The organism is Pseudomonas sp. S4_EA_1b (assembly GCF_016307435.1).
GTDB lineage: Bacteria > Pseudomonadota > Gammaproteobacteria > Pseudomonadales > Pseudomonadaceae > Aquipseudomonas > Aquipseudomonas rhodesiae.
This window is the reverse complement of the sequence record NZ_JAEILC010000155.1, coordinates 1-22121: the sequence shown is the minus strand read 5'-3', so window position 1 is coordinate 22121 and position 22121 is coordinate 1. Positions and strand designations below refer to the sequence as shown.

Annotated in this window: 20 protein-coding genes; 6 read left to right on the top strand and 14 right to left on the bottom strand. The window is 62.6% G+C overall.

Translation table 11 applies throughout. The annotated features are described in order from the left end of the window. Positions 1 to 9: 9 nt before the first annotated feature. The 6 genes from YA0848_RS33625 to YA0848_RS33600 all read right to left on the bottom strand — a co-directional run bounded on the left by YA0848_RS33625 (position 10) and on the right by YA0848_RS33600 (position 9522). A complete protein-coding gene (locus YA0848_RS33625) occupies positions 10 to 1536 on the bottom strand; it encodes a sensor domain-containing diguanylate cyclase (protein WP_198712237.1) in 1527 nt (508 codons plus the stop codon). 88 nt (positions 1537 to 1624) lie between these two features. Continuing rightward, positions 1625 to 2953 carry an OprD family porin gene (locus YA0848_RS33620; protein WP_169902789.1) on the bottom strand — a complete coding sequence of 443 codons (1329 nt, stop codon included), beginning with the start codon at positions 2951 to 2953 and terminating at the stop codon, positions 1625 to 1627. A 269-nt stretch (positions 2954 to 3222) separates the two neighbouring features. Beyond that, positions 3223 to 4587: a heavy metal sensor histidine kinase gene (locus YA0848_RS33615; protein WP_184315963.1), complete on the bottom strand. Its 1365-nt coding sequence runs from the start codon at positions 4585 to 4587 to the stop codon at positions 3223 to 3225. Next, entirely contained in the window at positions 4577 to 5254 is a 678-nt protein-coding gene (locus tag YA0848_RS33610) for a heavy metal response regulator transcription factor (RefSeq protein WP_034095972.1), read from the bottom strand. Before YA0848_RS33610 ends, YA0848_RS33615 begins: the two co-directional genes overlap by 11 nt. Positions 5255 to 5263: 9 nt before the next feature. Then, a complete protein-coding gene (locus YA0848_RS33605) occupies positions 5264 to 8359 on the bottom strand; it encodes a multidrug efflux RND transporter permease subunit (protein ID WP_169902785.1) in 3096 nt (1031 codons plus the stop codon). Then, the gene (locus tag YA0848_RS33600; RefSeq protein WP_169902783.1) at positions 8356 to 9522 is read right to left on the bottom strand and encodes an efflux RND transporter periplasmic adaptor subunit; all 1167 of its coding nucleotides are present in this window, start codon (positions 9520 to 9522) and stop codon (positions 8356 to 8358) included. The genes YA0848_RS33605 and YA0848_RS33600 overlap by 4 nt, the downstream gene beginning before the upstream one ends. Before the next feature lie 214 nt (positions 9523 to 9736). On the opposite strand from YA0848_RS33600, the gene YA0848_RS33595 reads away from it, so the two are divergent. Together YA0848_RS33595 and YA0848_RS33590 are read left to right on the top strand one after the other, a co-directional pair. Continuing rightward, positions 9737 to 9970 carry a hypothetical protein gene (locus YA0848_RS33595; RefSeq protein ID WP_034111815.1) on the top strand — a complete coding sequence of 78 codons (234 nt, stop codon included), beginning with the start codon at positions 9737 to 9739 and terminating at the stop codon, positions 9968 to 9970. Positions 9971 to 10133: 163 nt separating this feature from the next. Continuing rightward, the gene (locus YA0848_RS33590; RefSeq protein WP_034095976.1) at positions 10134 to 10922 is read left to right on the top strand and encodes a transporter substrate-binding domain-containing protein; all 789 of its coding nucleotides are present in this window, start codon (positions 10134 to 10136) and stop codon (positions 10920 to 10922) included. A 28-nt stretch (positions 10923 to 10950) separates the two neighbouring features. Here the strand turns inward: YA0848_RS33590 and YA0848_RS33585 are convergent, their stop codons facing one another. The 5 genes from YA0848_RS33585 to YA0848_RS33565 all read right to left on the bottom strand — a co-directional run bounded on the left by YA0848_RS33585 (position 10951) and on the right by YA0848_RS33565 (position 15312). Next, positions 10951 to 11694 carry a YkgJ family cysteine cluster protein gene (locus tag YA0848_RS33585; RefSeq protein WP_034095977.1) on the bottom strand — a complete coding sequence of 248 codons (744 nt, stop codon included), beginning with the start codon at positions 11692 to 11694 and terminating at the stop codon, positions 10951 to 10953. 102 nt (positions 11695 to 11796) lie between these two features. After that, on the bottom strand, positions 11797 to 12279 hold the full coding sequence (locus YA0848_RS33580) for a GNAT family N-acetyltransferase (protein ID WP_034111819.1): 483 nt from the start codon (positions 12277 to 12279) through the stop codon (positions 11797 to 11799). Between the two features lie 3 nt (positions 12280 to 12282). Further along, positions 12283 to 13185: a chemotaxis protein CheV gene (locus tag YA0848_RS33575; protein WP_034111821.1), complete on the bottom strand. Its 903-nt coding sequence runs from the start codon at positions 13183 to 13185 to the stop codon at positions 12283 to 12285. A gap of 64 nt (positions 13186 to 13249) precedes the next feature. After that, a complete protein-coding gene (locus YA0848_RS33570) occupies positions 13250 to 14224 on the bottom strand; it encodes a 2-hydroxyacid dehydrogenase (protein WP_034111823.1) in 975 nt (324 codons plus the stop codon). Positions 14225 to 14343: 119 nt separating this feature from the next. Beyond that, positions 14344 to 15312, bottom strand: a complete 969-nt coding sequence (locus tag YA0848_RS33565; protein WP_034095981.1) for a LysR family transcriptional regulator — start codon at positions 15310 to 15312, stop codon at positions 14344 to 14346. A gap of 183 nt (positions 15313 to 15495) precedes the next feature. On the opposite strand from YA0848_RS33565, the gene YA0848_RS33560 reads away from it, so the two are divergent. The 4 genes from YA0848_RS33560 to YA0848_RS33545 are packed head-to-tail and all read left to right on the top strand — an operon-like array spanning position 15496 to position 20256. Continuing rightward, positions 15496 to 17007 carry an efflux transporter outer membrane subunit gene (locus YA0848_RS33560; RefSeq protein WP_169902781.1) on the top strand — a complete coding sequence of 504 codons (1512 nt, stop codon included), beginning with the start codon at positions 15496 to 15498 and terminating at the stop codon, positions 17005 to 17007. A 10-nt stretch (positions 17008 to 17017) separates the two neighbouring features. Continuing rightward, positions 17018 to 19195: an FUSC family protein gene (locus tag YA0848_RS33555; protein ID WP_034095983.1), complete on the top strand. Its 2178-nt coding sequence runs from the start codon at positions 17018 to 17020 to the stop codon at positions 19193 to 19195. Then, entirely contained in the window at positions 19185 to 19385 is a 201-nt protein-coding gene (locus YA0848_RS33550) for a DUF1656 domain-containing protein (RefSeq protein ID WP_034095984.1), read from the top strand. The genes YA0848_RS33555 and YA0848_RS33550 overlap by 11 nt, the downstream gene beginning before the upstream one ends. A gap of 10 nt (positions 19386 to 19395) precedes the next feature. After that, positions 19396 to 20256 (top strand): efflux RND transporter periplasmic adaptor subunit, encoded by an 861-nt coding sequence (locus YA0848_RS33545; RefSeq protein ID WP_034095985.1) that lies wholly within the window; start codon positions 19396 to 19398, stop codon positions 20254 to 20256. A 37-nt stretch (positions 20257 to 20293) separates the two neighbouring features. Here the strand turns inward: YA0848_RS33545 and YA0848_RS33540 are convergent, their stop codons facing one another. From YA0848_RS33540 to YA0848_RS33530, 3 genes are read right to left on the bottom strand one after another with little or no spacing between them, the layout of a single operon-like run. Then, complete coding sequence (locus YA0848_RS33540) at positions 20294 to 20695, bottom strand: nuclear transport factor 2 family protein (protein WP_034095986.1); 402 nt, start codon at positions 20693 to 20695, stop codon at positions 20294 to 20296. Further along, entirely contained in the window at positions 20696 to 21508 is an 813-nt protein-coding gene (locus YA0848_RS33535) for an SDR family oxidoreductase (RefSeq protein WP_169902779.1), read from the bottom strand. Between the two features lie 14 nt (positions 21509 to 21522). After that, complete coding sequence (locus YA0848_RS33530; protein WP_040267327.1) at positions 21523 to 21987, bottom strand: hypothetical protein; 465 nt, start codon at positions 21985 to 21987, stop codon at positions 21523 to 21525. Between the last annotated feature and the right edge of the window lie 134 nt (positions 21988 to 22121).

Genomic DNA, 22121 nt, shown 5'->3' with positions numbered 1-22121 from the left:
GGCCGTCCCCTATGCCGATTCCTGTGGGGTGTGGGCCTCGGTTGGCGGTGCACCGGCATCCACGATGCAATTGCGCCCACTGTGCTTGGCCTCATACAACGCCTGGTCCGCACTGAGCAGCAGCGCTTCCAGGGATTGGCGGTTGCGTTTATCCCAGGTGCTCATGCCGATGCTCACGGTGATCGGCCGCTCGCTACCCGCCACCCGTGGCAAGTGTTCGACGCTGCTGCGGATGTGCTCGGCGATGACCATGGCGCCTGCGGCATCAGTATGGGGCAGCACCACCGCGAATTCCTCGCCGCCATAGCGGGCGGCGAGGTCGGCGGGGCGGCGTATATTGCCGGCGATCACTTGGGCCACGGTGCGCAGGGCCTCGTCGCCGCCGCTATGACCGTGGCGGTCGTTGAACGCCTTGAAGTGATCCACGTCGATCATCAGCAGGGTCAGTGGCTCGGTCGAGCGCTGGGCGCGATCCCATTCCTGGCGCAGGCGCTCGTCGAGGATGCGACGGTTGGCCAGTCCGGTCAGGGCATCCGTGGCTGCCAGTTCTGACAGCACCCGTTCGGCGCGATAGCGACGTCGCAGCTCGCGACGCAGCATCCAGGCCAGCCACAACAACCCGACGCACAGAATGCCGGTCGCGCCGCTGGTCAGCAGTGCGGCGCGTTTCCAGGGGGCGAACACATCCTCGCGAGACAGCGCCACCACTACGATCAGTGGCAGTGTGCCCACGGTAGTGAAGGTGTACAGCCGGTCCTTGCCGGTGATGGTCGAGGTTGCCTGGAAGCTGCCATTGCCTTCGCGCAACATGCGCTTGAAGTTCGGTCGCTCGCTCAAATCCTTGTTAATCATGTCGCTTTCGAGCAGCGGCTGTTGGGCCAGCAGGATGCCGTGGGTATTGAGTAGGTTGACGCTGCTACCGTTGCCGATGGCCAGGGTGCTGAACAATTGATCGAAATACGCCAGGCGCATGGTCGCCACTGCAACGCCGGCGAACTCGCCATTGGGCCCCGATACGCGCCGACTGAATGCTATGCGCCACACTTGGTCGCAGTCGCAACGGGTCTGGAAGGCCCGGCTGATATACAAACCGGCCTGCGGGTCCTTCAGATGCACCTGGAAATAATCGCGATCAGCGAAATTGCGCGGGGTGGGCCGCAGGGTCGAGGAATCCGCGATCACGGTGCCATTGGCATCCAGCATCAGCACCTCGCCTTTAAAGGGCGCGGCGGTGGATAAATCGAATTGCACCAGGTGTTGGATAGTGGCGTCGACCTTGGTCAGGTCCTCGCGCTGCCTGGCGGCTATCAGCCCCTTGAGGGCCAGGTCGTACAGCTCGACGTTGCGCAGCACATCGGCGTTGATCAGCTGGGCGATATTGGTGGACGAGCGCTTGGCAGCCTGTAGCGTGCTGGTGTGTTCGCGGATCAATAACGCCGCGACGATAATGACGATCAGGACGACGGTGAGGCCGCTGCCCAGAAGGAGCAACAATTGCGGGTGTGCGGAAGGGTGGCGAGCACGGCGTGGACTCATCGGGCAGAACTTTAGCGGTGTGGATGCTGGCAGTTTAGTTCTACCCGATGAAAATTGGATACTCGGCTAATAAAGAAAGATCGGCGCCTCAGAACACATCAATCGGATAATCGACGATCACCCGGTATTCATCCACATCGCGGTCCACTGCCGAGTAGCCGTTGCTGCCACGGTGGGTCGCCCATTGCAGGCGCACGGCCAGATCCTTGGCCTGGCCGCCTTGCACCACATACTTCAAATCGATATCCCGCTCCCAGTGCTTGGCGCCCTTACCGTCGGCGCTGTACCAGGCGCTGTAGCCACGGCTTTGCGGGTCGACCTGGGTCAAGTCGGTCTTGCCGCTGATGTAGGACACCGCCGTGGTCAGGCCGGGCATACCGAGGCCGACAAAATCATAGGCGTACTTGAGCTTCCACGAGCGTTCATTCGGGCCATTGAAGTCCGAGTATTGCTGGGAGTTATCCAGGTACACGCTGTCGCCCTGGGTGATGTAGTCAAACGGCGTATTGCCGTTAACCCGCTGGTAGGCGGCGGTCACGCTATGGTTGCCTACGCCCACGGTCAAATGCAGGCTCCAGGTGTTGTTGTCGATATCCCCCAACAGGGATTGGCCGGTGTCCTGGGTGTGGTAGTAGTGCAGGCCCGGGTTGAGGGTGACCAGGTCGTTGAGGGCGTAGGTGTAGTCCAGGTCGTAGTAGTACTGGTGCCAGACGTCCTTGAGTTCGGATGCATAGAGATTGCTGGTCACCCCCGGCACACCGCTGAACGACACGCCGGCCCAATCCAGGTGTTGACTGCTGCGGTTATCGGGCAAGGCGCCGTAGCTGGCGCCGATGCGCCGATGGCCGCTCTGGTTGTAGAGCTTGGTGAAGCTGGCTTGGCCGCCCTCGAACATCCAGCCGTCCAGGCTATGGTTGCTCAGGCTGACGCCACGGAAAGTCTGCGGCAGCATGCGGGTCATGCCACCGGCAATCACCGGGTTATTGAGGAACAGGTCACCGGCTTTGAGTTCGGTGTCGAAGGCGCGCATTTTCAGGGTGCCGCCGGCCGTGGAGAACGAACCGGGGGCCTTGCCGCTGCCGCTGTCGCTACCATAGGGAAGGATGCTGGAACCATCGGTGCCACCACCGCCGTCGAGCTTGAGGCCCAGCATGGCGTGAGCGTCCAGGCCGAAACCGACGGTGCCCTGGGTGTAGCCCGATTCGAAGGTGCCGATAAAACCCTGGCCCCATTCCTTGCTGTCGTCGGTGTGGATGTCGCGACGGTCGCGGTTCATATAGTAATTACGGGTGTCGATTCTAAGGTGTGAACCTTCGACGAAACCGTCGGCGGGGAGGCTTTCTGCTGCGTGGGCTAGGGGGATAATCGTTGCTGCAATCGCGAGAAATAACGGGGTGAACGTCAGTGAGTTCTTCACCAGTAAAGCTCCTTTGGGTCAATCGTAAACGGCCGGTGTCGTGGGGGATGCCCGGCCTTTTTGACGGCAAAAAAAAGCCGCTGAAGGTCAGCGGCTTTAAGACAGATTCCCAGCGTAGAGCCCTGGAAATAAGTCGAGGGAAATTCGGGTAAGCGGGTCAGCTGTCTTTGCCGTCGCGCTCATCGATGCGTCAAATTAACGCAGGGGAGCACTGCGAAACAGAGTGTAACAAGATAATGACTGTTGCCCAAACCGCAACAGTCACGCACTTAGAGCGGTAGGGTGATACCGAAAGTATTGCCACCGGTGTCGCTGCGCACAAACACATCCCCGCCGTGCATCAGCGCAATCGCTTTGACGATGGCCAGCCCCAACCCGTGATTCGCCCCGCTGTTACGCCGCGAGGCGTCGACCCGATAGAAGCGCTCGAACAACCGTGGCAGGTGTTCACTGGCGATTGTTTCGCCCGGGTTGGTCACGGCGATTGCCACCTGCTGCGCCTGCACCTCGATAGCTACGTCGATCACCTGACCTGGCGCGGTGTGTTGCACGGCGTTACTCAACAAGTTGATCAGCGCACGGCGCAGGTGGGCTTTTTCGATCTGTACCTGGGCGTCGCCGTGGACCCGCACTTGCACCTGGGCGTCTTCGAGGATGAAGTCCAAGTAATCGAGGGTGGTTGCCACCTCGTCGGCCAGTGAGCTTTCAACCAGTTTGGTGGCCTTGGTGCCCTGATCGGCGCTGGCCAGGAACAACATGTCATTGACGATCGAGCGCAGGCGTTCCAACTCTTCCAGGTTCGATTGCAACACCTCCAGATAATGCTCGGCCGAGCGTCCGCGTGTGAGGGCCACCTGGGTCTGGCCGATCAGGTTGGTCAGCGGCGAGCGCAGTTCGTGGGCCACGTCGGCATTGAACGATTCCAGGCGCGAATATGCCTGTTCCACGCGGTCGAGGGTGGCATTGAACGAGTTGACGAACTGACTGAGTTCCGGCGGCAACGGCGATAACTGCAGGCGCCCGGAGAGCTTGGGCGGTGCCAGTTTCTGCGCTTCTTCCGAGAGTTTGCCCAACGGCTTGAGGCCAATGCGCGAGACCCAGAACCCCAGCAACGCCGCCAGCAACACGCCCACCAGCGCCAGGCTGACCAACGCCACCAGCAACTGATGCTGGGTGGCGCGAAAGTTTTCGGTGTCGACGGCGATCATAAAGCGCAGCGGCGGGCGCTGGTCCTTGGCCGGGAACTGGCTGACCAGCACTTTAAGCGGGTAGCGATGGCCGGGCAGATGCAGGTCGCGCTTACCGGTGGGGCCGGCGGCGAAGGCGCGGATCTGCGTGTCGGGATTGCCGTATTCGTAGGCCGGGTCGTTGCTGACTACCCAGAAGTGAATGCGCTTGTCTTCTTCGCTCAGCAGCTTGAGTTTGTTGGTGATCTTGGCCCAGTGGTCCGGCGTGCCGAAGCGGTTCACCGAGGATTCGAGCACGCTGTAGCGCGCGTCCAATTCGGCCCCCGGCAACAGGCCCAGGCCGCGATCCACTTGTTGGTACAGCGCACCGCCGATCAACAGGAAGATCAGCGCCGCAACCAGGGTGAACATGCCGCTCAGGCGCAGCGCAATGGAATTAGCCGGCACTGCGGTTCTCCAGCACATAGCCCATGCCACGGATGGTGTGCAGCAGTTTGTGTTCGAACGGGCCGTCGAGCTTGGCGCGCAGACGCTTGATCGCCACCTCGACCACGTTGGCATCGCTGTCGAAATTGATGTCCCAGACCATCTCCGCGATGGCGGTCTTGGACAGGATCTCGCCCTGGCGGCGCGCCAATACACTGAGCAGCGAGAACTCTTTGGCGGTGAGGTCCAGGCGCACGCCGTTGCGACTGGCCTTGCGGCTGATCAGGTCGATCCACAGGTCGGCGACCGTCACCTGCACCGGCTCATGCCCGCCGCTGCGACGCGTCAAGGCTTGCAGGCGTGCCACCAGTTCGAGAAACGAAAACGGTTTGCCCAAGTAATCGTCGGCGCCTTCGCGCAGGCCACGGATGCGGTCTTCCACGCGCTCGCGGGCGGTGAGCATGATCACCGGGGTCTGCTTGCGAGCACGCAAGGCGCGCAGCACACCAAAGCCATCGAGGCCGGGCAGCATCACGTCGAGCACAATCACTGCGTAATCATTCTCCAGGGCCAGGTGCAAGCCCTCGACGCCGTCGCGCGCGACATCCACGGTGTAGCCTTGCTCCGTCAGACCGCGATGCAGGTAGTCCGCGGTTTTCTCTTCATCTTCGATAATCAGGACGCGCATGACCCCGCCTCATTCTGTGGTCGCCAGCGCGGGCGCTGGTGTGGGCCGATGGAAAATTTTTTCGAGGTACAAGTATATGACCGGCGTGGTGAACAGGGTCAGCGCCTGGCTCACCAGCAGCCCGCCGACCACTGCGATACCCAGCGGTTGGCGCAGCTCCGCACCTGGCCCGGCACCGAGCATCAGCGGCACCGCGCCGAGCAGGGCGGCGAGGGTGGTCATGATGATCGGCCGGAACCGCGTGACGCAGGCTTCATAAATCGCTTCCTGGGGCGTCAGCCCGCGCACGCGCTGAGCCTCCAGGGCGAAGTCGATCATCAGGATGCCGTTCTTTTTCACGATGCCGATCAGCAGCACCAGGCCGATCAACGCCATGATCGAAAAGTCCTGGCCCATCAAGGTCAGCATGATCAGCGCGCCGAGGCCCGCCGAAGGCAGGGTCGAGATGATCGTCAGCGGATGCACGAAGCTTTCGTACAGCACCCCCAGGATGATGTACACCGCCACCAGCGCCGCGAGGATCAGCCATGGCTGGCTGGCCAGTGAACTTTGGAACGCCTGGGCCGCGCCCTGGAAGGTGCCGATGAGGGTGCTGGGCATGCCGATCTCGGCCTTGGCCTGGTCGAGCATGATCACCGCATCCCCCAGCGCCACACCGGGTGCCAGGTTGAAGGACAGGTTGGCGGCCGGGAACATGCCGTCATGGCTGATGGACAACGGCCCCACGGTCGGTGGGTCGACCTTGGCCAAGGCCGATAGCGGCACCATCTCGTTGGTCAGCGGCGAGCGCAGGTAAAAGTAGTTCAGGCTCTCGGCCTTGCCGCGTTGTTGGCGGTCCAGCTCCAGCACCACTTGGTATTGGTTGATCTCCGTCTGGAATTCGTTGATCTGGCGCTGGCCGAAGGCGTCATACAGTGCTTGATCCACATCGGTGGCGGTCAGACCGAACCGCGCGGCGGCCTGCCGGTCGATGCTGATGTGGGTGATGCTGCCGCCCAGTTGCAGGTCATTGGACAGATCGCGAAAGGCCGGGTTGGCGCGCAGTTTTTCGGTGAGGCGCTGGGTCCAGGTGTTGAGCGTCGGGCCGTCGTTGCTCTTGAGCACATATTGATATTGGGCGCGGCTGGGGCCGGAGCTGAGGTTGATGTCCTGGCCGGCGCGCAGGTACAGCACGATGCCCGGCACCTTGGCCAGTTTCGCGCGGACGCGGTCGATAAACTGGCTGGCCGATACATCACGCGACCCGCGATCTTTCAAGGCGATCCAGAACCGGCCGTTGGCGATGGTCTGGTTGCTGCCGGTCACCCCAACCGCGTGGGAGAACGCCTGCACCGCCGGGTCGTCCTTGATGATCTCGGCCAGCGCTTTGTGCTTGGCGACCATGTCCGGGAACGACACATCGGCCGCCGCCTCGCTGGTGCCGAGCACGAAGCCGGTGTCCTGCACCGGGAAGAACCCTTTGGGAATAAACACGTAACCGACCACGGCCAACGCGAGAGTCACCCCGAACATCGCCAGCATGCTGCGCTGATGAGCCAGGGCCCTTCGCAGGTTACGCGCATAGCCGGCCAGCAGGCGCTCGCTGAAACCGGGTTTGGCATGGGCGTGATGACTGGGCGCGCGCATGAATAACGCGGCCAGGGTCGGTGCCAGGGTCAGGGACACCACCACCGAAATCAGGATGGTCGAGGTGGCAGTGAGCGCGAACTCCTTGAACAGGCGTCCGACCACGCCGCCCATGAACAGCAGCGGGATAAACGCCGCCACCAGCGAAAAACTGATGGACACCACCGTAAAGCCGATCTCGCCGGCACCCTTGATCGCCGCCGCGCGTTGATCGAGGCCGGCCTCCAAATGGCGGTGGATGTTTTCCACCACCACGATGGCATCGTCCACCACAAAGCCCACGGCGATCACGATGGCCACCAGGGTCAGGTTGTTCAGGCTGAAGCCCATCAGGTACATCAGGGCAAAACTGGCGATCAACGACACGCCGAGCACGCTGGACACAATCAGCGTGGCCGACAGTTGGCGCAGGAACAACGCCATCACCGCCACCACCAGCAGGACCGCGATCAGCAAGGTCACTTCCACTTCATGCAGCGAGGCGCGGATGGTCTTGGTGCGGTCGCTCAGCACACTGACCTGCACCGACGCTGGCAGCATGGCTTGCAGGCGCGGCAACTGCGCCTGGATGCGGTCCACGGTCTCGACGATATTCGCGCCGGGCTGGCGTGAGATCACCAGGTTTACCCCGGGTGTATCCCCGGACCAGGCCTGCACGTAGGCGTTTTCCGAACCATTGATGACCTTGGCGATATCGCGCAATTGCACCGGCGCGCCGTCCTTGTAGGACACGATCAACCGTGCGTAGTCCTCGGGATGAAACAACTGATCGTTGGTCGACAGGGTCGATACGCTGTTATCGCCGTAGATCGCGCCCTTGGCCAGGTTCAGGCTCGACTGCTGGATGGCCAGGCGGATATCGGCGAGGGTCAGGCCGATGGCCGCGAGTTTGTCGGGGGAGGCTTGCACGCGGATCGCAGGACGTTGCTGACCGGTGATGTTGATTTGGCCGACGCCGTCGATCTGGCTGATCTGTCGGGCCAGGAGGGTTTCCACGTAGTCGCTCAGTTCGGTGCTGGGCATGCTGTCGGAGCTGACGCTGAGGATCAGCACCGGGCTGTCCGCCGGGTTGACCTTCTTCCAGGTCGGCAAGCTCGGCATATCGCTGGGCAGCTTGCCGGACGCGGTGTTGATCGCGGCCTGCACTTCCTGGGCGGCAGTGTCGATGCTTTTGTCGAGGGTAAATTGCAGGGTCAGCAGGGTGGAGCCCAAGGCGCTGCTGGAGGTCATCTGGGTCACGCCGGGGATCGCGCTGAATTGCACTTCCAACGGCGTGGCCACGGACGAGGCCATGGTGTCGGGGCTGGCGCCGGGCAACTGGGCGCTGACCTGAATTGTTGGAAATTCCGCCTCCGGCAGTGGCGCGATAGCCAGGCGCGGGAAGGCAATCAGCCCGAGCAGCACCAGGGCGAAGGTCAGCAGCAAGGTGGCGACCGGATGGTCGACACACCAGGCCGACGGAGAGCGGCTGCCGTTCATGGCTGCACCGTGGCGTCGACGGTCTGGATCACCTGGGGCGGCTCTTTGAGCACCTCGACCCGGGCGCCGGCCTTGAGCCGCGACTGACCATCGCTGACCAGCACATCCCCGGCCTGCACACCCTGGATCAGGCTGAGGTCGCTGTTCTGATAGGTGACCTGCACTGGTACCACCTCGACCTTGTCACCGTTGACCCGGTACACAAAGTGCGAATCCAGGCCGCGCTGCACCACGGTCGGCGGCACTACCAGGGCATTTTTGTCGAGGGCGGTCTGGATTTTGATGGTCACCAGTTGCCCCGGCCACAGGCGCTGGGCGGGGTTACTGAACTCGGCCTTGGCGCGCAGGGTGCCGGTGGTGGAGTTGATCTGGTTGTCGATCAGGCTCAGGTGGCCACGGCCCAGTAAATCGCCAGTCTGGCCGTCGGTGTCGGCGCCCAGATAGGCGTCGACACTGGCTTTTTCCGGCGCGGCGATCAGGCCTTGCAGGGTCGGCAGCATCTGCTGCGGCAGGGAAAATTCCACAGCGATCGGGTCGATCTGCGTCACGGAAAACAGGCCCAGGGCATCGCTGCTGCGCAAGAAGTTGCCTTCATCCACTGTGCGAATACCGACTCGGCCACTGACCGGCGAACGAATCTGCGTGTAGGAAAGCTGCACTTGAGCCGAATCAATCGCCGCCTGGTTGCCCTGGGCGGTGGCCTTGAGCTGGTTGACCAGGGCTTGCTGCTGGTCATAGGTCTGCTTGGACACGCCGTCATCGACACTCAACGCCTTGTAGCGCTTGAGGTTGACCAGCGCCACCTGCAACTGCGCCTGGCTCTCGCCCAACTGCGCCCTGGCCTGGTCGAGGCTGGCGCGAATCGAGCGGTCATCCAGGGTAGCCAGCAGGTCGCCGGCCTTGACCCACTGGCCTTCCTTGACCAGCAATCGGGTGAGAATACCGTCCACCTGCGGGCGCACTACCACACTGTGCAGCGACAACACCGTGCCGATGCCGCTGACAAACCGAGGCACGTCCTGCTGCGTCACGTTCACCACCCGTACCGGGATCGCGCTGGGCGCCGCCAGCCGGAGCTTAGCCGGGCGGGTCACGGCCCAGAGGGCAATCGCGGATACCACGAGGACAACCGCGATCAGGGCGGTTTTTCGCTGAATGTGCATGGGCTGAGGCGCCGGGACAGAGGAGTGAAAGGGTTGGCCGTCTTTATAGCCCGCCAACCCGGTCAGCAAGGTGACTGCTAACTGACAGCGCTGTCAGCAAACGCCGACCATTCGTACAGGCGGTGGTTAAAGATCCGAGGCGGGCAGGTATACTGCGCGCCAGCGAAGCCCGCAAGCCGGCTTCGCTTCATTTTTTGCATGCTCCGGAGCTTCCATGAATTCCCCGACACAATCCCCTGTTGAAGCGGCCGACCTCGCCGATCCGGCCAGCGCCGAAGGCGTTGAAAAGGCCGAGATCCCGGCGTTCAAGTTTCCCTTCAAGCCGGGTGAGCTCGCCGGAGCCAAGAACGCCGCACAGCCTTGGTATAAGAACGGCGCCAAGAACGGCCACACCAAAACCCCGGGCATGGCCCCGCCGGGCACTCGGCGCTCCATGGGTAAACGCTGAGAATAAAGTCGGTCGGTTAGTTATGGCGTTTGCCTACAAATACTGCTGATATTTCTGCTTGTAGGATGACATCCGTTTCCAGAAAGCTTGCCAGCTTCTGCCATGCCCCAGGGTTACCGCGCAGGGATGGTGAGGTTGGTCTTTCCGGAAAAGGATGTTTCCCGTGGCTTTGATACACCTGTGTGTAGCGCTTGCCCTGTTGCTGTCGGTGGATGCCGTGGCAGCCGCTGATCAACCGCGTGACGAAATCCGTTTCGCCGTTGCCGCACAATTCCCCCCGTTCCAGAGTCGCAACCCGCAAGGGCAACTGGTCGGCTTGAACATCGAGTTGGGCAATGCCTTGTGCGTGCAATTGAATGTGCGCTGCACCTGGGTCGACCAAGTGCAGGTCGAAGACTTCAGCGCGTTGGATGCACGCCACTTTGACGCAATCATGGGCATCGCCCCCACTTCCAAACGGCGACGTTGGGCGAACTTCACCGATCTTCTCTATCCCTTTACCACCCGCCTGGTGGCGCGCAAAACCTCCGGCTTGCAGCCCTCTGCCCGCTCGCTCAAGGGCAAGCGTGTCGGCGTGCTGTTGGGCAGTAACCGTGAAGCCTTCGCCCGCTCGAAATGGGCGCCCAAAGGCGTGATCGTCAAAAGCTTCTGGCTCAATGACGAACTGGTCCGCAGCCTTGTGGCGGGGGATATCGATGCAACCTTGCAAGGCACCGTGGAAATTCGCGAGGCTTTACTCGATACCCCCGAGGGCCAGGCTTTTGACTTTCTAGGCCCACCCGTTTCCGCCGAGCTATTGGGCGACGGCGTGGCGATTGCGGTGCGCAAACCGGATACCGCGTTGCGCCAAGCACTCAACCGCGCCCTTGAGCAGCTTATGCACAACGGCGAGTACCAGCGCATCGTTCAACCCTACCGCCTCGATGCCCCGCCCATCGGGCATGACGGCTAGTATGTGAGCAGCCGAGGGGCGCAGCGACTTACGCCGCCCGCAACGGGATAAACGCGTAGTTGGCCGGCACCTCGGTCGCAATCTGCGCGCCGGCATCCAGCACCTGTTCGGCGATGTCCAGCCCAGACACATGAAACACCCAGTCACTTGCCACTTTTGGTTGCTGCGTCGCCTGTTCGATCGCCTGGGCAAACGCGCCCATGTCCGGCAAGTAAGCCGTGAACCCATCGCCCTTGAGCGCGGTGGTGCGAATGCCCAGCAGTGCACACACCGCTTCCTTGGTCTGCACGTCGTCGCGGTCGGCCTGACGGGAGCGTTCAATCAACTGCGCCAATTCCCGATCCACCAATTGACCACCGACGATCAATGCCGGCCCCTGTTCCCAGGACTCCGGCGGGCATTCTTTGGCGGCAGGGTTCAACGGGATATGCGGGTTGATCTCCATCGGGTAGATGCGACACACCAGCGGGCGCCGTTCATAAATGCGGCATAGGTTGTCTTCGTCAAGATTCCGGCAGCGTCCGGCGTTATAGGCGGCAAACGTGATGGCCACAAATGCTTCGGCAGTGCCGCTGGGAACCACCACCGACCGCCGTTCGGCATGCTCGCGTTGATGGGCGGGCAGGCCCAGGCCGTTGCCGAGAAAGCCTTCCACCAGAACGATGACATTTCCGCCGTCGGCCGCCCACATACGGGCTTCGTCGAGGGTCAGCGGGACATGGTGGTCGGAGCAGCATTTGCCACAACCGACGCAGGAAAAATGGGTATTCATGGCGGATCTGTTACCAGGCTAGGTCAGAGGGCACGCGGCAACGGTGACGGGTTTTTACCTCTGTTCGCCGTTGTGCGACTCTGGAAGCAAGTTATGCGCCAGTCACTCGCGATCAACCACGTCGCGCAGCACGAAGCCCATGCCCGCGCTTTCATACAGCCGTCGGGCGCGCAGGTTGCTTTCCAGCACTTTGAGGTCCACGTAGGGTTCGCCGCGCTGCTTGAACACCTGGAACGCATGCAGCAACAACGCCCGTCCCAGTCCTTGGCCTTGAGCGCAGGGATGCACGGAGAGGTTCTTGATAAACGCGCTGGTCCAGCATTGCGCCACGCCGAGAACGCCCGACGGGTTGCTGGCCACCAGACACAGGGTGGGGTCGAACTCGGCATCGGTGGTGAACTGAGCCTGCCAGGTGGGTAGGTCGGGCACGCGGCCGCCGCCTTGGTCCTGGGTCATGCGCAGAACCGCATGAATCGCCGGCGCCAGTTCTTCTCGGTAATGATCCAGCTGCGTACCGGCCGGCCACTGCGGGGCGGGCAGGCTGCCGCCGAGCGGGCGGCGTAGCAGTTGGAAATACTCAACCATCGATCAGCGGCCTTGTTGCGCTACGGTCTGAGCGGCGACCACCAGGCACTTGGTCAGTTCTGGGGAGGAAAACTTGGTCAGCACCGCGTTAGCCCCGGCCAGGCGTGCTTTTTCGCTGTTCATGGCGCTGTCCAGGGAGGTGTGCAGCAGCACATAGAGGTGCTGGAAATCCGGGGTTTCGCGCAGAGTGCGGGTCAGGGCGTAACCGTCCATTTCGGACATCTCGATGTCCGATACCACCACGTTGATCTCTTCGCCGGTGCCTTGCAGTTCAAGCAGTACGTCGATGGCTTCCTTGGCACTGCGCGCGGTGTGGCAGGTCAGGCCGAGGTTGCGCAGGGTGTGCACCGACTGCTGCAACGCCACTTGGCTGTCATCCACCACCAGAATCCGCGCATGGCCAAGCACTTCGGCTTCTTCCATGGTCAGGTCGGTGGGTGCGGTTTCAATCGGCGCGGGGGCAATGCCGTGGATCACTTTTTCGATGTCGAGCACCTGCACCAGGCCGCCTTCCACCTGGGTCACCCCGGTGATAAACGCGCGGTTGCCGCCTGAGCCGTAGGGCGGCGGGCGGATATCGGTGGTCAGGCAGTGCACGATCTTGCTCACCGCCTGCACATGCAGGCCCTGCTTGGAACGGCTCACATCGGTGACGATCAGGCAGCCACCGTTCGGATCTTCCAGCGGCATCTCGCCGAGGGCGCGGCTCAGGTCGATCACCGACAGTGAGGAACCGCGCAGGGTGGCGATGCCTTTAACGTGAGGATGGGACTCCGGCAATTTGGTCAGCGGCGGGCAAGGGATGATTTCGCTGACTTTCAGCAGGTTGATGGCCATCAGCTTGCCGCTGCGCAAGGTAAAGAGCAGAAGCGAGAGTGAGTCTGCGCGGGCTTTGGAGGTAGGCATAAAAACCTTCTGTGAATCACGGAGGACGATCTATGGAAGGTTATCGACCTCCGCGGCCCAGGCTTTAGCCCTTCCACACCTGCGGGTTCACCAGGTCCTGGGGCCTGTGCCCGAGCAGGGCGCTGCGCAGGTTGTCCAGGGCGCGGTTGGCCATGGCTTCGCGAGTTTCGGTGGTGGCCGAGCCGATGTGCGGCAGGGTCACGGCATTGCTCAGTTGAAACAGCGGCGACTCGGCCAAAGGTTCCTGTTCGTAGACGTCCAGCCCCGCGCCGCGAATGATGTGGTTCTGCAAGGCATGGATCAGCGCCGGCTCGTCCACCACCGGGCCGCGGGAAATGTTCACGAGGATGGCGCTGGGCTTCATCAGCCCCAGCTCGCGGGTGCTGATCAGGTGCCGGGTCTTGTCGCTCAACGGCACCACCAGGCAGACGAAATCCGCTTCGGCCAGCAACTGGTCGAGACTGCGAAACTGCGCGCCCAGCTCCTGTTCCAGCGCCGGTTTGCGGCTGTTGCCGCTGTACAGGATCGGCATGTTGAAACCCAGACGCCCGCGCCGCGCGACCGCCGCGCCGATATTGCCCATGCCGACGATGCCCAGGGTCTTGCCATGCACATCGCAGCCGAACAACGGCGCGCCGACACTAGCCTTCCAGTGCCCGGCCTTGGTCCAGGCGTCCAGCTCGGCCACGCGTCGCGCACTGCTCATCAGCAGGGCGAAGGCCAGGTCGGCGGTGCTTTCGGTCAGTACGTCGGGGGTGTTGGTGAGCATGATTCCACGCTCGGTGAGGTACGGCACATCGTAATTGTCGTAGCCCACCGACACGCTCGATACCACCTCCAGCTTGGCCGCGCCTTCGAGCTGCGCGCGGCCCAGCTTGCGACCCACGCCGATCAGGCCGTGGGCGTGGGGCAGGGCTTCAGCGAACTGCGCATTAATATCCCCCAGCTTGGGGTTAGGCGCGATGACTTCGAAATCCTGTTGCAGGCGTTCGATCATCGGCGCGGTGATGCGGCTGAAGGCGAGGACAGTCTTTTTCATGGCAGGCGGGGCTCATCGACTACGAAAGAATGCCAAGCACGCTAACATTCCTGCCGGCGGTTGTCAGGACACCGCCGAACCAATCTGAGCACAGGCCCCGATGGGTTGTTTGTTGGCGATCAATTAGCCAACCGCACCCCACCCAAGCTGCCGCTTAATTCATACGCCACCAATTCGGCCTGATGAGCCGCCAGAATCTCCGGCAGCGAGCCGCGCAGGTATTCCACCCAGGTCTTGATCTTCGCATCCAGGTATTGGCGCGATGGGTAGATGGCGTACAGGTTCAGCTCTTGGGAGCGGTAGTTGGGCATGACCCGTACCAGCGTGCCGTTACGCAGGCCTTCGATGGCGGCGTACACCGGCAGCAGGCCGACGCCCATGCCGCTGGTGATGGCGGTTTTCATCGCGTCGGCCGAGTTCACCAGGAACGGCGAGGTGTTGATCGCCACGCTTTCCTGGCCTTCGGGGCCATTGAACGTCCATTTGTCCAGCTGGATCACCGGGCTGACCAGGCGCAGGCACGCGTGGTTGAGCAAGTCCTGGGGGCGCTGTGCGCAACCTTTGGTCTTGACGTAGTCCGGCGAAGCGCAGGCGATGCTGTAGGTAATTCCCAGGCGCTGGGATACGAAACCCGAATCCGGCAATTCGCTGGCCAGCACGATGGACACGTCGTAGCCCTCGTCGAGCAGGTCCGGCACGCGGTTGGCCAGAGTCAGGTCGAAGGTAACGTCCGGGTGCGTGCGGCGGTAGCGGGCAATGGCATCGATCACGAAATGCTGGCCGATGCCGGTCATGGTGTGCACTTTGAGTTGCCCGGCGGGACGGGCGTGGGCGTCGCTGGCCTCGGCTTCGGCTTCCTCGACATAAGCGAGGATCTGTTCACAGCGCAGCAGGTAGCGTTTACCCGCCTCGGTGAGGGCAATGCGACGGGTGGTGCGGTTGAGCAAGCGGGTTTGCAGATGGGCCTCAAGGTTGGAGACCGCGCGCGAGACGTTGGCAGTGGTGGTGTCCAGTTGGGCGGCGGCGGCGGTGAAGCTGCCCGCTTCGGCCACGCAACTGAAGGCGCGCATGTTTTGCAAAGTGTCCATAGGGGCTTCTCAAGGGAGATGGCAAATTGTGACAGAAAGTTACGCAGTACAGTGATCCCTACCAATGGATTATCGCCTGAACGGTAACAAAGATTCACAGGAATGCCCGCTTATCGACATCCCCCGCGCGCCCTAGAATTGCGCCACCTCTCCCGCTTCACCCATCTCAGGAATTCGCTTGCCGTGCCGCGTCGCATCAGCAGAGAGCTGAAGACTCTCAGTGTTTGGGCTTTATCGTTAGCAATCAGCGGCTGCATCGGAACCGGAGGAATCGCCCCACAAGGCCACGCCCTCGATGCCAATCAACTGGCCACCGACGAGGCGATCCAGCACGCCGCGCAAGACGCCCACTGGCCCACTGTGCAGTGGTGGCAAGCCTACGGCGACCCGCAACTGGACCACTGGGTCGACCTCGCCACGCAGCACAGCCCAAGCCTGGCCATGGCGGCGGCGCGAGTGCGTGAGGCGCGGGCCATGGCCGGATTGGCCGAGTCGGCCGAAGCGCTGCAGGTCAACAGCGATACCACCCTCAAACGTCACAATTGGCCCAAGGATCAGTTCTACGGCCCTGGCGAGCTGAGCGGTGCCAACACCTGGGACAACGATACGTCCCTGGGCTTGAGCTATGCCCTGGACCTGTGGGGTCGCGAAAGCAACGCCACCGAGCGCGCGGTGGACCTGGCGCATATGAGCGCCGCCGAAGCGCGTCAAGCCCAACTCGAACTGCAAAACAACGTGGTACGCGCCTATATCCAATTGTCGTTGCACTACGCCAACCGCGATATTGTCGCCGCCACATTGGCCCAGCAACAGCAGATCCTCGACCTGGCCAACAAACGCCTCAATGCCGGGATCGGCACGCATTTGGACGTGAGCCAGGCCGAATCGCCGTTGCCGGAAACCCATCGACAACTGGATGAGCTGGACGAAGCCATCGCCCTGAGCCGTAACCAATTGGCGGCGCTGGCGGGCATGGGGCCGGGGCAGGGCGCGCAGTTGCGGCGGCCGAGCCTGTCCCTGGCCGCGCCGCTCAAGTTGCCGTCGAGCGTCCCTGCGCAACTGCTTGGCCAACGCCCGGATGTGGTTGCCAGTCGCTGGCAAGTGGCAGCGCAGGCGCGGGGCATCGATGTGGCCCATGCCGGTTTCTACCCCAACGTCGATCTGGTCGGCAGCCTCGGTTATATGGCCACCGGCGGCGGCATGCTGGAATTTTTGGCCGGCAAAAAATTCAACTACAGCGTCGGCCCGGCCATCACGCTGCCGATCTTCGACGGCGGCCGCCTGCGCGCGCAACTGGGCGAAGCCAGCGCCGGCTATGACATCGCGGTGGCACGCTACAACCAGGCTCTGGTCAATGCGCTCAAGGGCATCAGCGACCAGTTGATCCGTCGCGAGTCCATGGACAAGCAGCAGACCTTCGCCGCGCAGTCGGTGGCCTCGGCGCAGAAAACCTACGACATCGCGATGATCGCCTATCAGCGCGGCCTCACTGACTACCTCAACGTGCTCAACGCCCAGACCCTGCTGTTTCGCCAGCAACAGATCGAGCAGCAAGTGCAGGCCGCGCGCCTGAGCGCCCATGCCGAACTGGTGACCGCCCTGGGCGGTGGCCTCGGTGCCGGCGACGACGTGCCTGCACCCGCCAAGACCGTTCCGAGCAAGACCCCGGCGGCGCTGGCCGCGTTCGATCACTGAGTAGGTTGCGATGACTCCCTTGCCTGCACCGCTGCGCTGGCTGCGTTCCCTTGAGTGGCGCCGTGGTTTCTTCGATTGGGCACGCAGTGACGGCGTGACCTGGGTATACATCTTCAAAGTGCTGATCGCGGCGTTCCTTACGCTATGGCTGGCCATGCGTCTGGAGCTGCCGCAACCGCGCACCGCGATGATCACGGTATTTATCGTGATGCAGCCGCAGAGCGGCCAGGTGTTTGCCAAGAGTTTTTACCGCTTCCTCGGCACCCTGGCGGGGTCGGCGGTGATGGTCTTGTTGATCGCCCTGTTTGCGCAGAACACCGAGCTGTTTCTCGGTGCGCTGGCGATCTGGGTTGGCATTTGCACCGCTGGCGCCACGCGCAACCGCAACTTTCGCGCCTACGGGTTTGTGTTGGCCGGGTATACCGCCGCGATGGTCGGCCTGCCGGCCCTGGCGCATCCGGACGGCGCCTTTATGGCGGCAGTCTGGCGTGTGCTGGAGATCTCTTTGGGGATCATCTGCTCGACCCTGGTCAGTGCCGCGATCCTGCCGCAGACCTCCAGCGCCGCCATGCGCAACGCGCTCTACCAACGCTTTGGCGTGTTCGCGCTGTTCGTCACCGATGGCCTGCGCGGGCGCAGCCAGCGCGACGGCTTCGAGGCCAGCAACGTGCGCTTCATCGCCGAAGCCGTGGGCCTGGAGGGGCTGCGCAGTATCACGGTGTTCGAAGACCCGCACATGCGTCGGCGCAACGGTCGCCTCAGTCGCCTCAACAGCGAATTCATGAGTATCACCACCCGCTTCAACGCCTTGCACCAGTTGCTTGAGCGCCTGCGCACCGATGCCGCCGACCATGTGGTGGCCGCGATCAAACCGGGCCTGCAAGACCTCGCCGAAGTGCTCGACGGTTTCTCTGGCCGCGCCCTCACCAGCCCCGATGCTGCGCGGCTGGTCAACCAGCTCAGCGCCTACAAGGACAGCTTGCCGGCCACGGTGCGCAGCCTGCGGGCGCGCTTTCAGGAGGGCAACCCCAGCGACGCCGAACAGCTGGATTTTCACACCGCCTATGAGTTGCTGTACCGCTTTGTCGACGACCTGCACAACTACGCGCAAACCCACGCCTCCCTGGCCGAGCACAGCCATGCGCGGGAAGACTGGGACGAACCCTACACGCCGAAAACCAACTGGCTGGCCTGCGCCGCTTCGGGGATTCGTGCGTCGTTCATCCTGATCGTGCTGGGCAGCTACTGGGTGGCCACCGCCTGGCCCAGCGGCGCAACGATGACGATGATCGCAGCGGCCACCGTCGGCCTGTCCGCCGCCACGCCCAATCCCAAGCGCATGGCGTTCCAGATGGCCTGCGGTACCTTGATCGGTGCCCTGGTGGGCTTCGTCGAAATGTTCTTCGTGTTCCCCTGGATCGATGGCTTCCCGTTGCTGTGCGTGATGCTCGCACCGGTGATCATCCTGGGCGCATTCCTTGCCTCACGCCCGCAATACGCGGGTGTCGGTGTGGGCCTGCTGATCTTTTTCAGCACCGGCTCGGTGCCGGACAACCTCACGGTCTACAACCCTTACACCTTTATCAACGACTACATCGCCATGATCATCGGCATGCTGGTGTGTGCGGCGGCGGGGGCGATTATCCTGCCGCCCAACAGCCGCTGGTTGTGGCGCCGCCTGGAGCAGGACCTGCGCGAACAGGTGGTGTATGCCATCAGCGGCAAGCTCAAGGGCCTGGCCTCCAGTTTCGAGAGCCGTACCCGCGACCTGTTGCACCAGGCTTATGGCCTCGCCGTCGGCCAGCCGCAAGTGCAGCGCAACTTGCTGCGCTGGATGTTTGTGGTGCTGGAGGTCGGCCACGCGATCATTGAGTTGCGCAAGGAACAGGCGATCCTGCCGGTGCACCCGGCGTACGCCGAATCCCAGCCGTGGCGCCAGGCGATCCGCGTGATGGGGCGCTCGCTGGTGCGGCTGTTTCTGCAACCTAGCGCGAGCAACCTGGAGCGCGGGCTGGTTGCGGTCGACCATGCGATCAGCCGCGTGCAGGCCACCGACGAACCCTTCGCCCCGCACTTCGATACCTCGGCCCTGCGCCGGGTGAAAAGCTACCTGCACTTTATCCGCACCTCATTGCTGGACCCGCAATCACCCCTGGCGGCCCTCAAAGGAGCCCCGCATGCCCCGTGAAATCGCGTTCCACGGCATTTATATGCCGACCATGACCCTGATGTTCCTGATTGCCGCAGTGCTGGCGTGGGGCCTGGATCGCTTCCTGGCCGGCTTCGACCTGTACCGGTTTTTCTGGCATCCGGCGTTGCTGCGCCTGAGCCTGTTCGTTTGCCTGTTCGGCGCCCTGGCGCTGAGCGTCTACCGTTGAGAATGCACTGATGAAAAAGTTTTTCAGCCTGCTTGCCACCTTGCTGGTACTGGCCCTGGCGATCTGGATTGGCCACACATTGTGGGTGCACTACATGCAAACCCCTTGGACCCGCGATGGCCGCGTGCGCGCCGACATCATCAATGTCGCCGCCGACGTCACCGGTGAAGTGGTCGACGTGCCGGTGCGCGACAACCAGTTGGTAAAAAAGGGCGACCTGCTGATGCAGATCGACCCGGAGCACTATCGCATCGCGGTCAAACAGGCCCAGGCGCTGGTCGCCTCGCGCAAAGCCACCTGGGAAATGCGCAAGGTCAACGCCCACCGCCGCGCCGATCTGGACGCTCTGGTCATCTCCAAGGAAAACCGCGACGACGCCAGCAACATTGCCGACTCGGCCCTGGCCGATTACCAACATGCGCAGGCCCAGCTGGAAGCAGCCGAACTCAACCTGAAACGCACTCAGGTCGTGGCGGCCGTGGACGGCTACGTCACTAACCTCAACGTCCATCGCGGCGACTACGCACGCATCGGCGAGCCCAAGATGGCCGTGGTGGATATGCACTCGTTCTGGGTCTACGGCTTCTTCGAAGAAACCAAGTTGCCCCATGTGAAAGTCGGCGACAAAGCCGATATGCAACTGATGAGCGGCGAGACGCTAAAGGGCCATGTGGAAAGCATCTCCCGCGGCATCTACGACCGCGACAACCCCGAAAGCCGTGAATTGATCGCTGATGTAAACCCGACCTTCAACTGGGTACGCCTGGCCCAGCGGGTGCCGGTGCGGATTCATATCGATGAAGTGCCGCAAGGCGTGCTGTTGGCGGCGGGGATCACATGCACCGTGATCGTCGACCAAACGCAGAATTGAAATGTGGGGGGCAATCCCCCTCCCACATTTGACTGTGTTATGCCTTGATGAAGGTCTCATGCAAATGCCGCCACAACAGCGCACCACTGGCCTGTTTCTCGAACACCACGGTGGCGCGGCGGTCGGTTTGCGTGCCGCTGTCGTCCACTTGATGTTCGCGATAGGTCACCGTGGCGCCGCGCGCGTGGCGGTCAACCCCGGTCATTTCGCTCAAGGTGATTTTCAAGCCAGGGCGCATGCCGCCCAGGCGGGTGAACAGCGCCTTGACGCCGGCCGCATTCACCCGTGCGCCGGTGGCGGGGGCGATCATGCTGAAATCCGGAGAGAAGCGCGCAAGCAGGTTTTCCAAGGTTGCGTCGGGCGCAACGCCGGCAAACCATTGTTCGATCTCGATGTGGGTCTGGATTACTTCTTCGAAAAAGTCGCTGTAGTCGATCATTTACAAACTCCCATTTAAACCAAAGCGTTTTTTCAACACGGTTTCCAATAATCCTTTGGGCAACAACGCCGCCAGCAGCGGCAACGCCCGGCTGCCATTGCCCGAGCGCAACAGGCGCGGCGGTTGCGATTGTTGCACCGCCTTGAGCACATCGGCCGCGAACACGGTTGCGGGGGTCGGTTTGTCCTGGGACGCCTGGCTGCGCGCACGAATGCCATCGCGCAACGGCCACCAGGGCGATTGTTCGTTGATCAGCAGTTCGGCTTGGGCGCCGGCGTTTTTGGCGAAGTGGGTGTCGATAGCCCCGGGTTGGACCTCCATGACGCGCACGCCAAAGGGCGCCAGTTCCATGCGCAGGGCATCGCTCAACGCATGTACGGCGGCCTTGGACGCGCAGTAAGCACCGGCGAACGGCGTGACCAGCACGCCGGAGACGCTGCCGATATTCACCACCAAACCCTTGCGTTTGCGCAAGGCCGGGAACAGCGCCTGGGTCACGCCGACAATGGAAAATACGTTGGTTTCGAACTGGCGCTGCATGGCCTCGGTGCCGCCGTCGAGCAGCGGGCCCATGGCGCCGTAGCCGGCATTATTGATTAGCACGTCCAGCTCGCCCAGGTGTGCGGCCAGGGCTTTCAGCGCGGTGGCATCGTTAACATCCAACTGCACGGCATGAAAGCCGGCCTGGTTGAGGGCAATCACATCATCCTTGCGGCGAGCGCTGGCCAGCACGTCATAGCCGGCGGCTTTGAACGCTTCGGCCAGGGCGCGGCCGATACCGCTGGAGCAACCGGTGATCAATACGTTGGGCATGGAGCAGTCCTTTATCAGTCCGCGAAGCTGCCTTGCAGGTGCTCGGCACGAAATTCCAGGGTTTGCGCGCGGTAGCCGGGGCGTAGCGGTGGGGTGGGCAGGCAATCGTCCCAAGTGGCGCCGGCCTGCAACTCGCCGGGGCCGCGATAGCGCGGGGCGGCGTAGACGTTGTCGGCCAGGTTCACGGTGTCGCCCGGTGCGTAGGCGGCGACGCGCCAGCGCAGTTCGGTGAGGGGCACGTCGTTGCCGTTGTTCAGGGTCAGCTTCAGTGGCCGATCGGCTGGGCAGTCCTGCGGCGCGTAGGTAATGCGCAGTTCCAGGCGCGCCAATTGTGAGGCTTCGCGGTTGTCCAGCCACACCACCCAAACGGCCACGCAACCCAGGCCCGCCAAGGCCGCGAGGGACACCGGCAGCGCTTTGGCCGGGTAGCGCAGCAGCAGGATCAGCCAGGTGATGATCAGGAGAATGCCGAAGAACATGGAGACCACCTCGAATTTGGAACCAGCATCCTAACTTAAGCGTAGGTGGGATTGGGTAGCTTGAGTGCTGTGGTGGCCTTGCGGGCCCTATCGGGGGCAAGCCCCCTCCCACATTGGAATGTATTCACAGATCA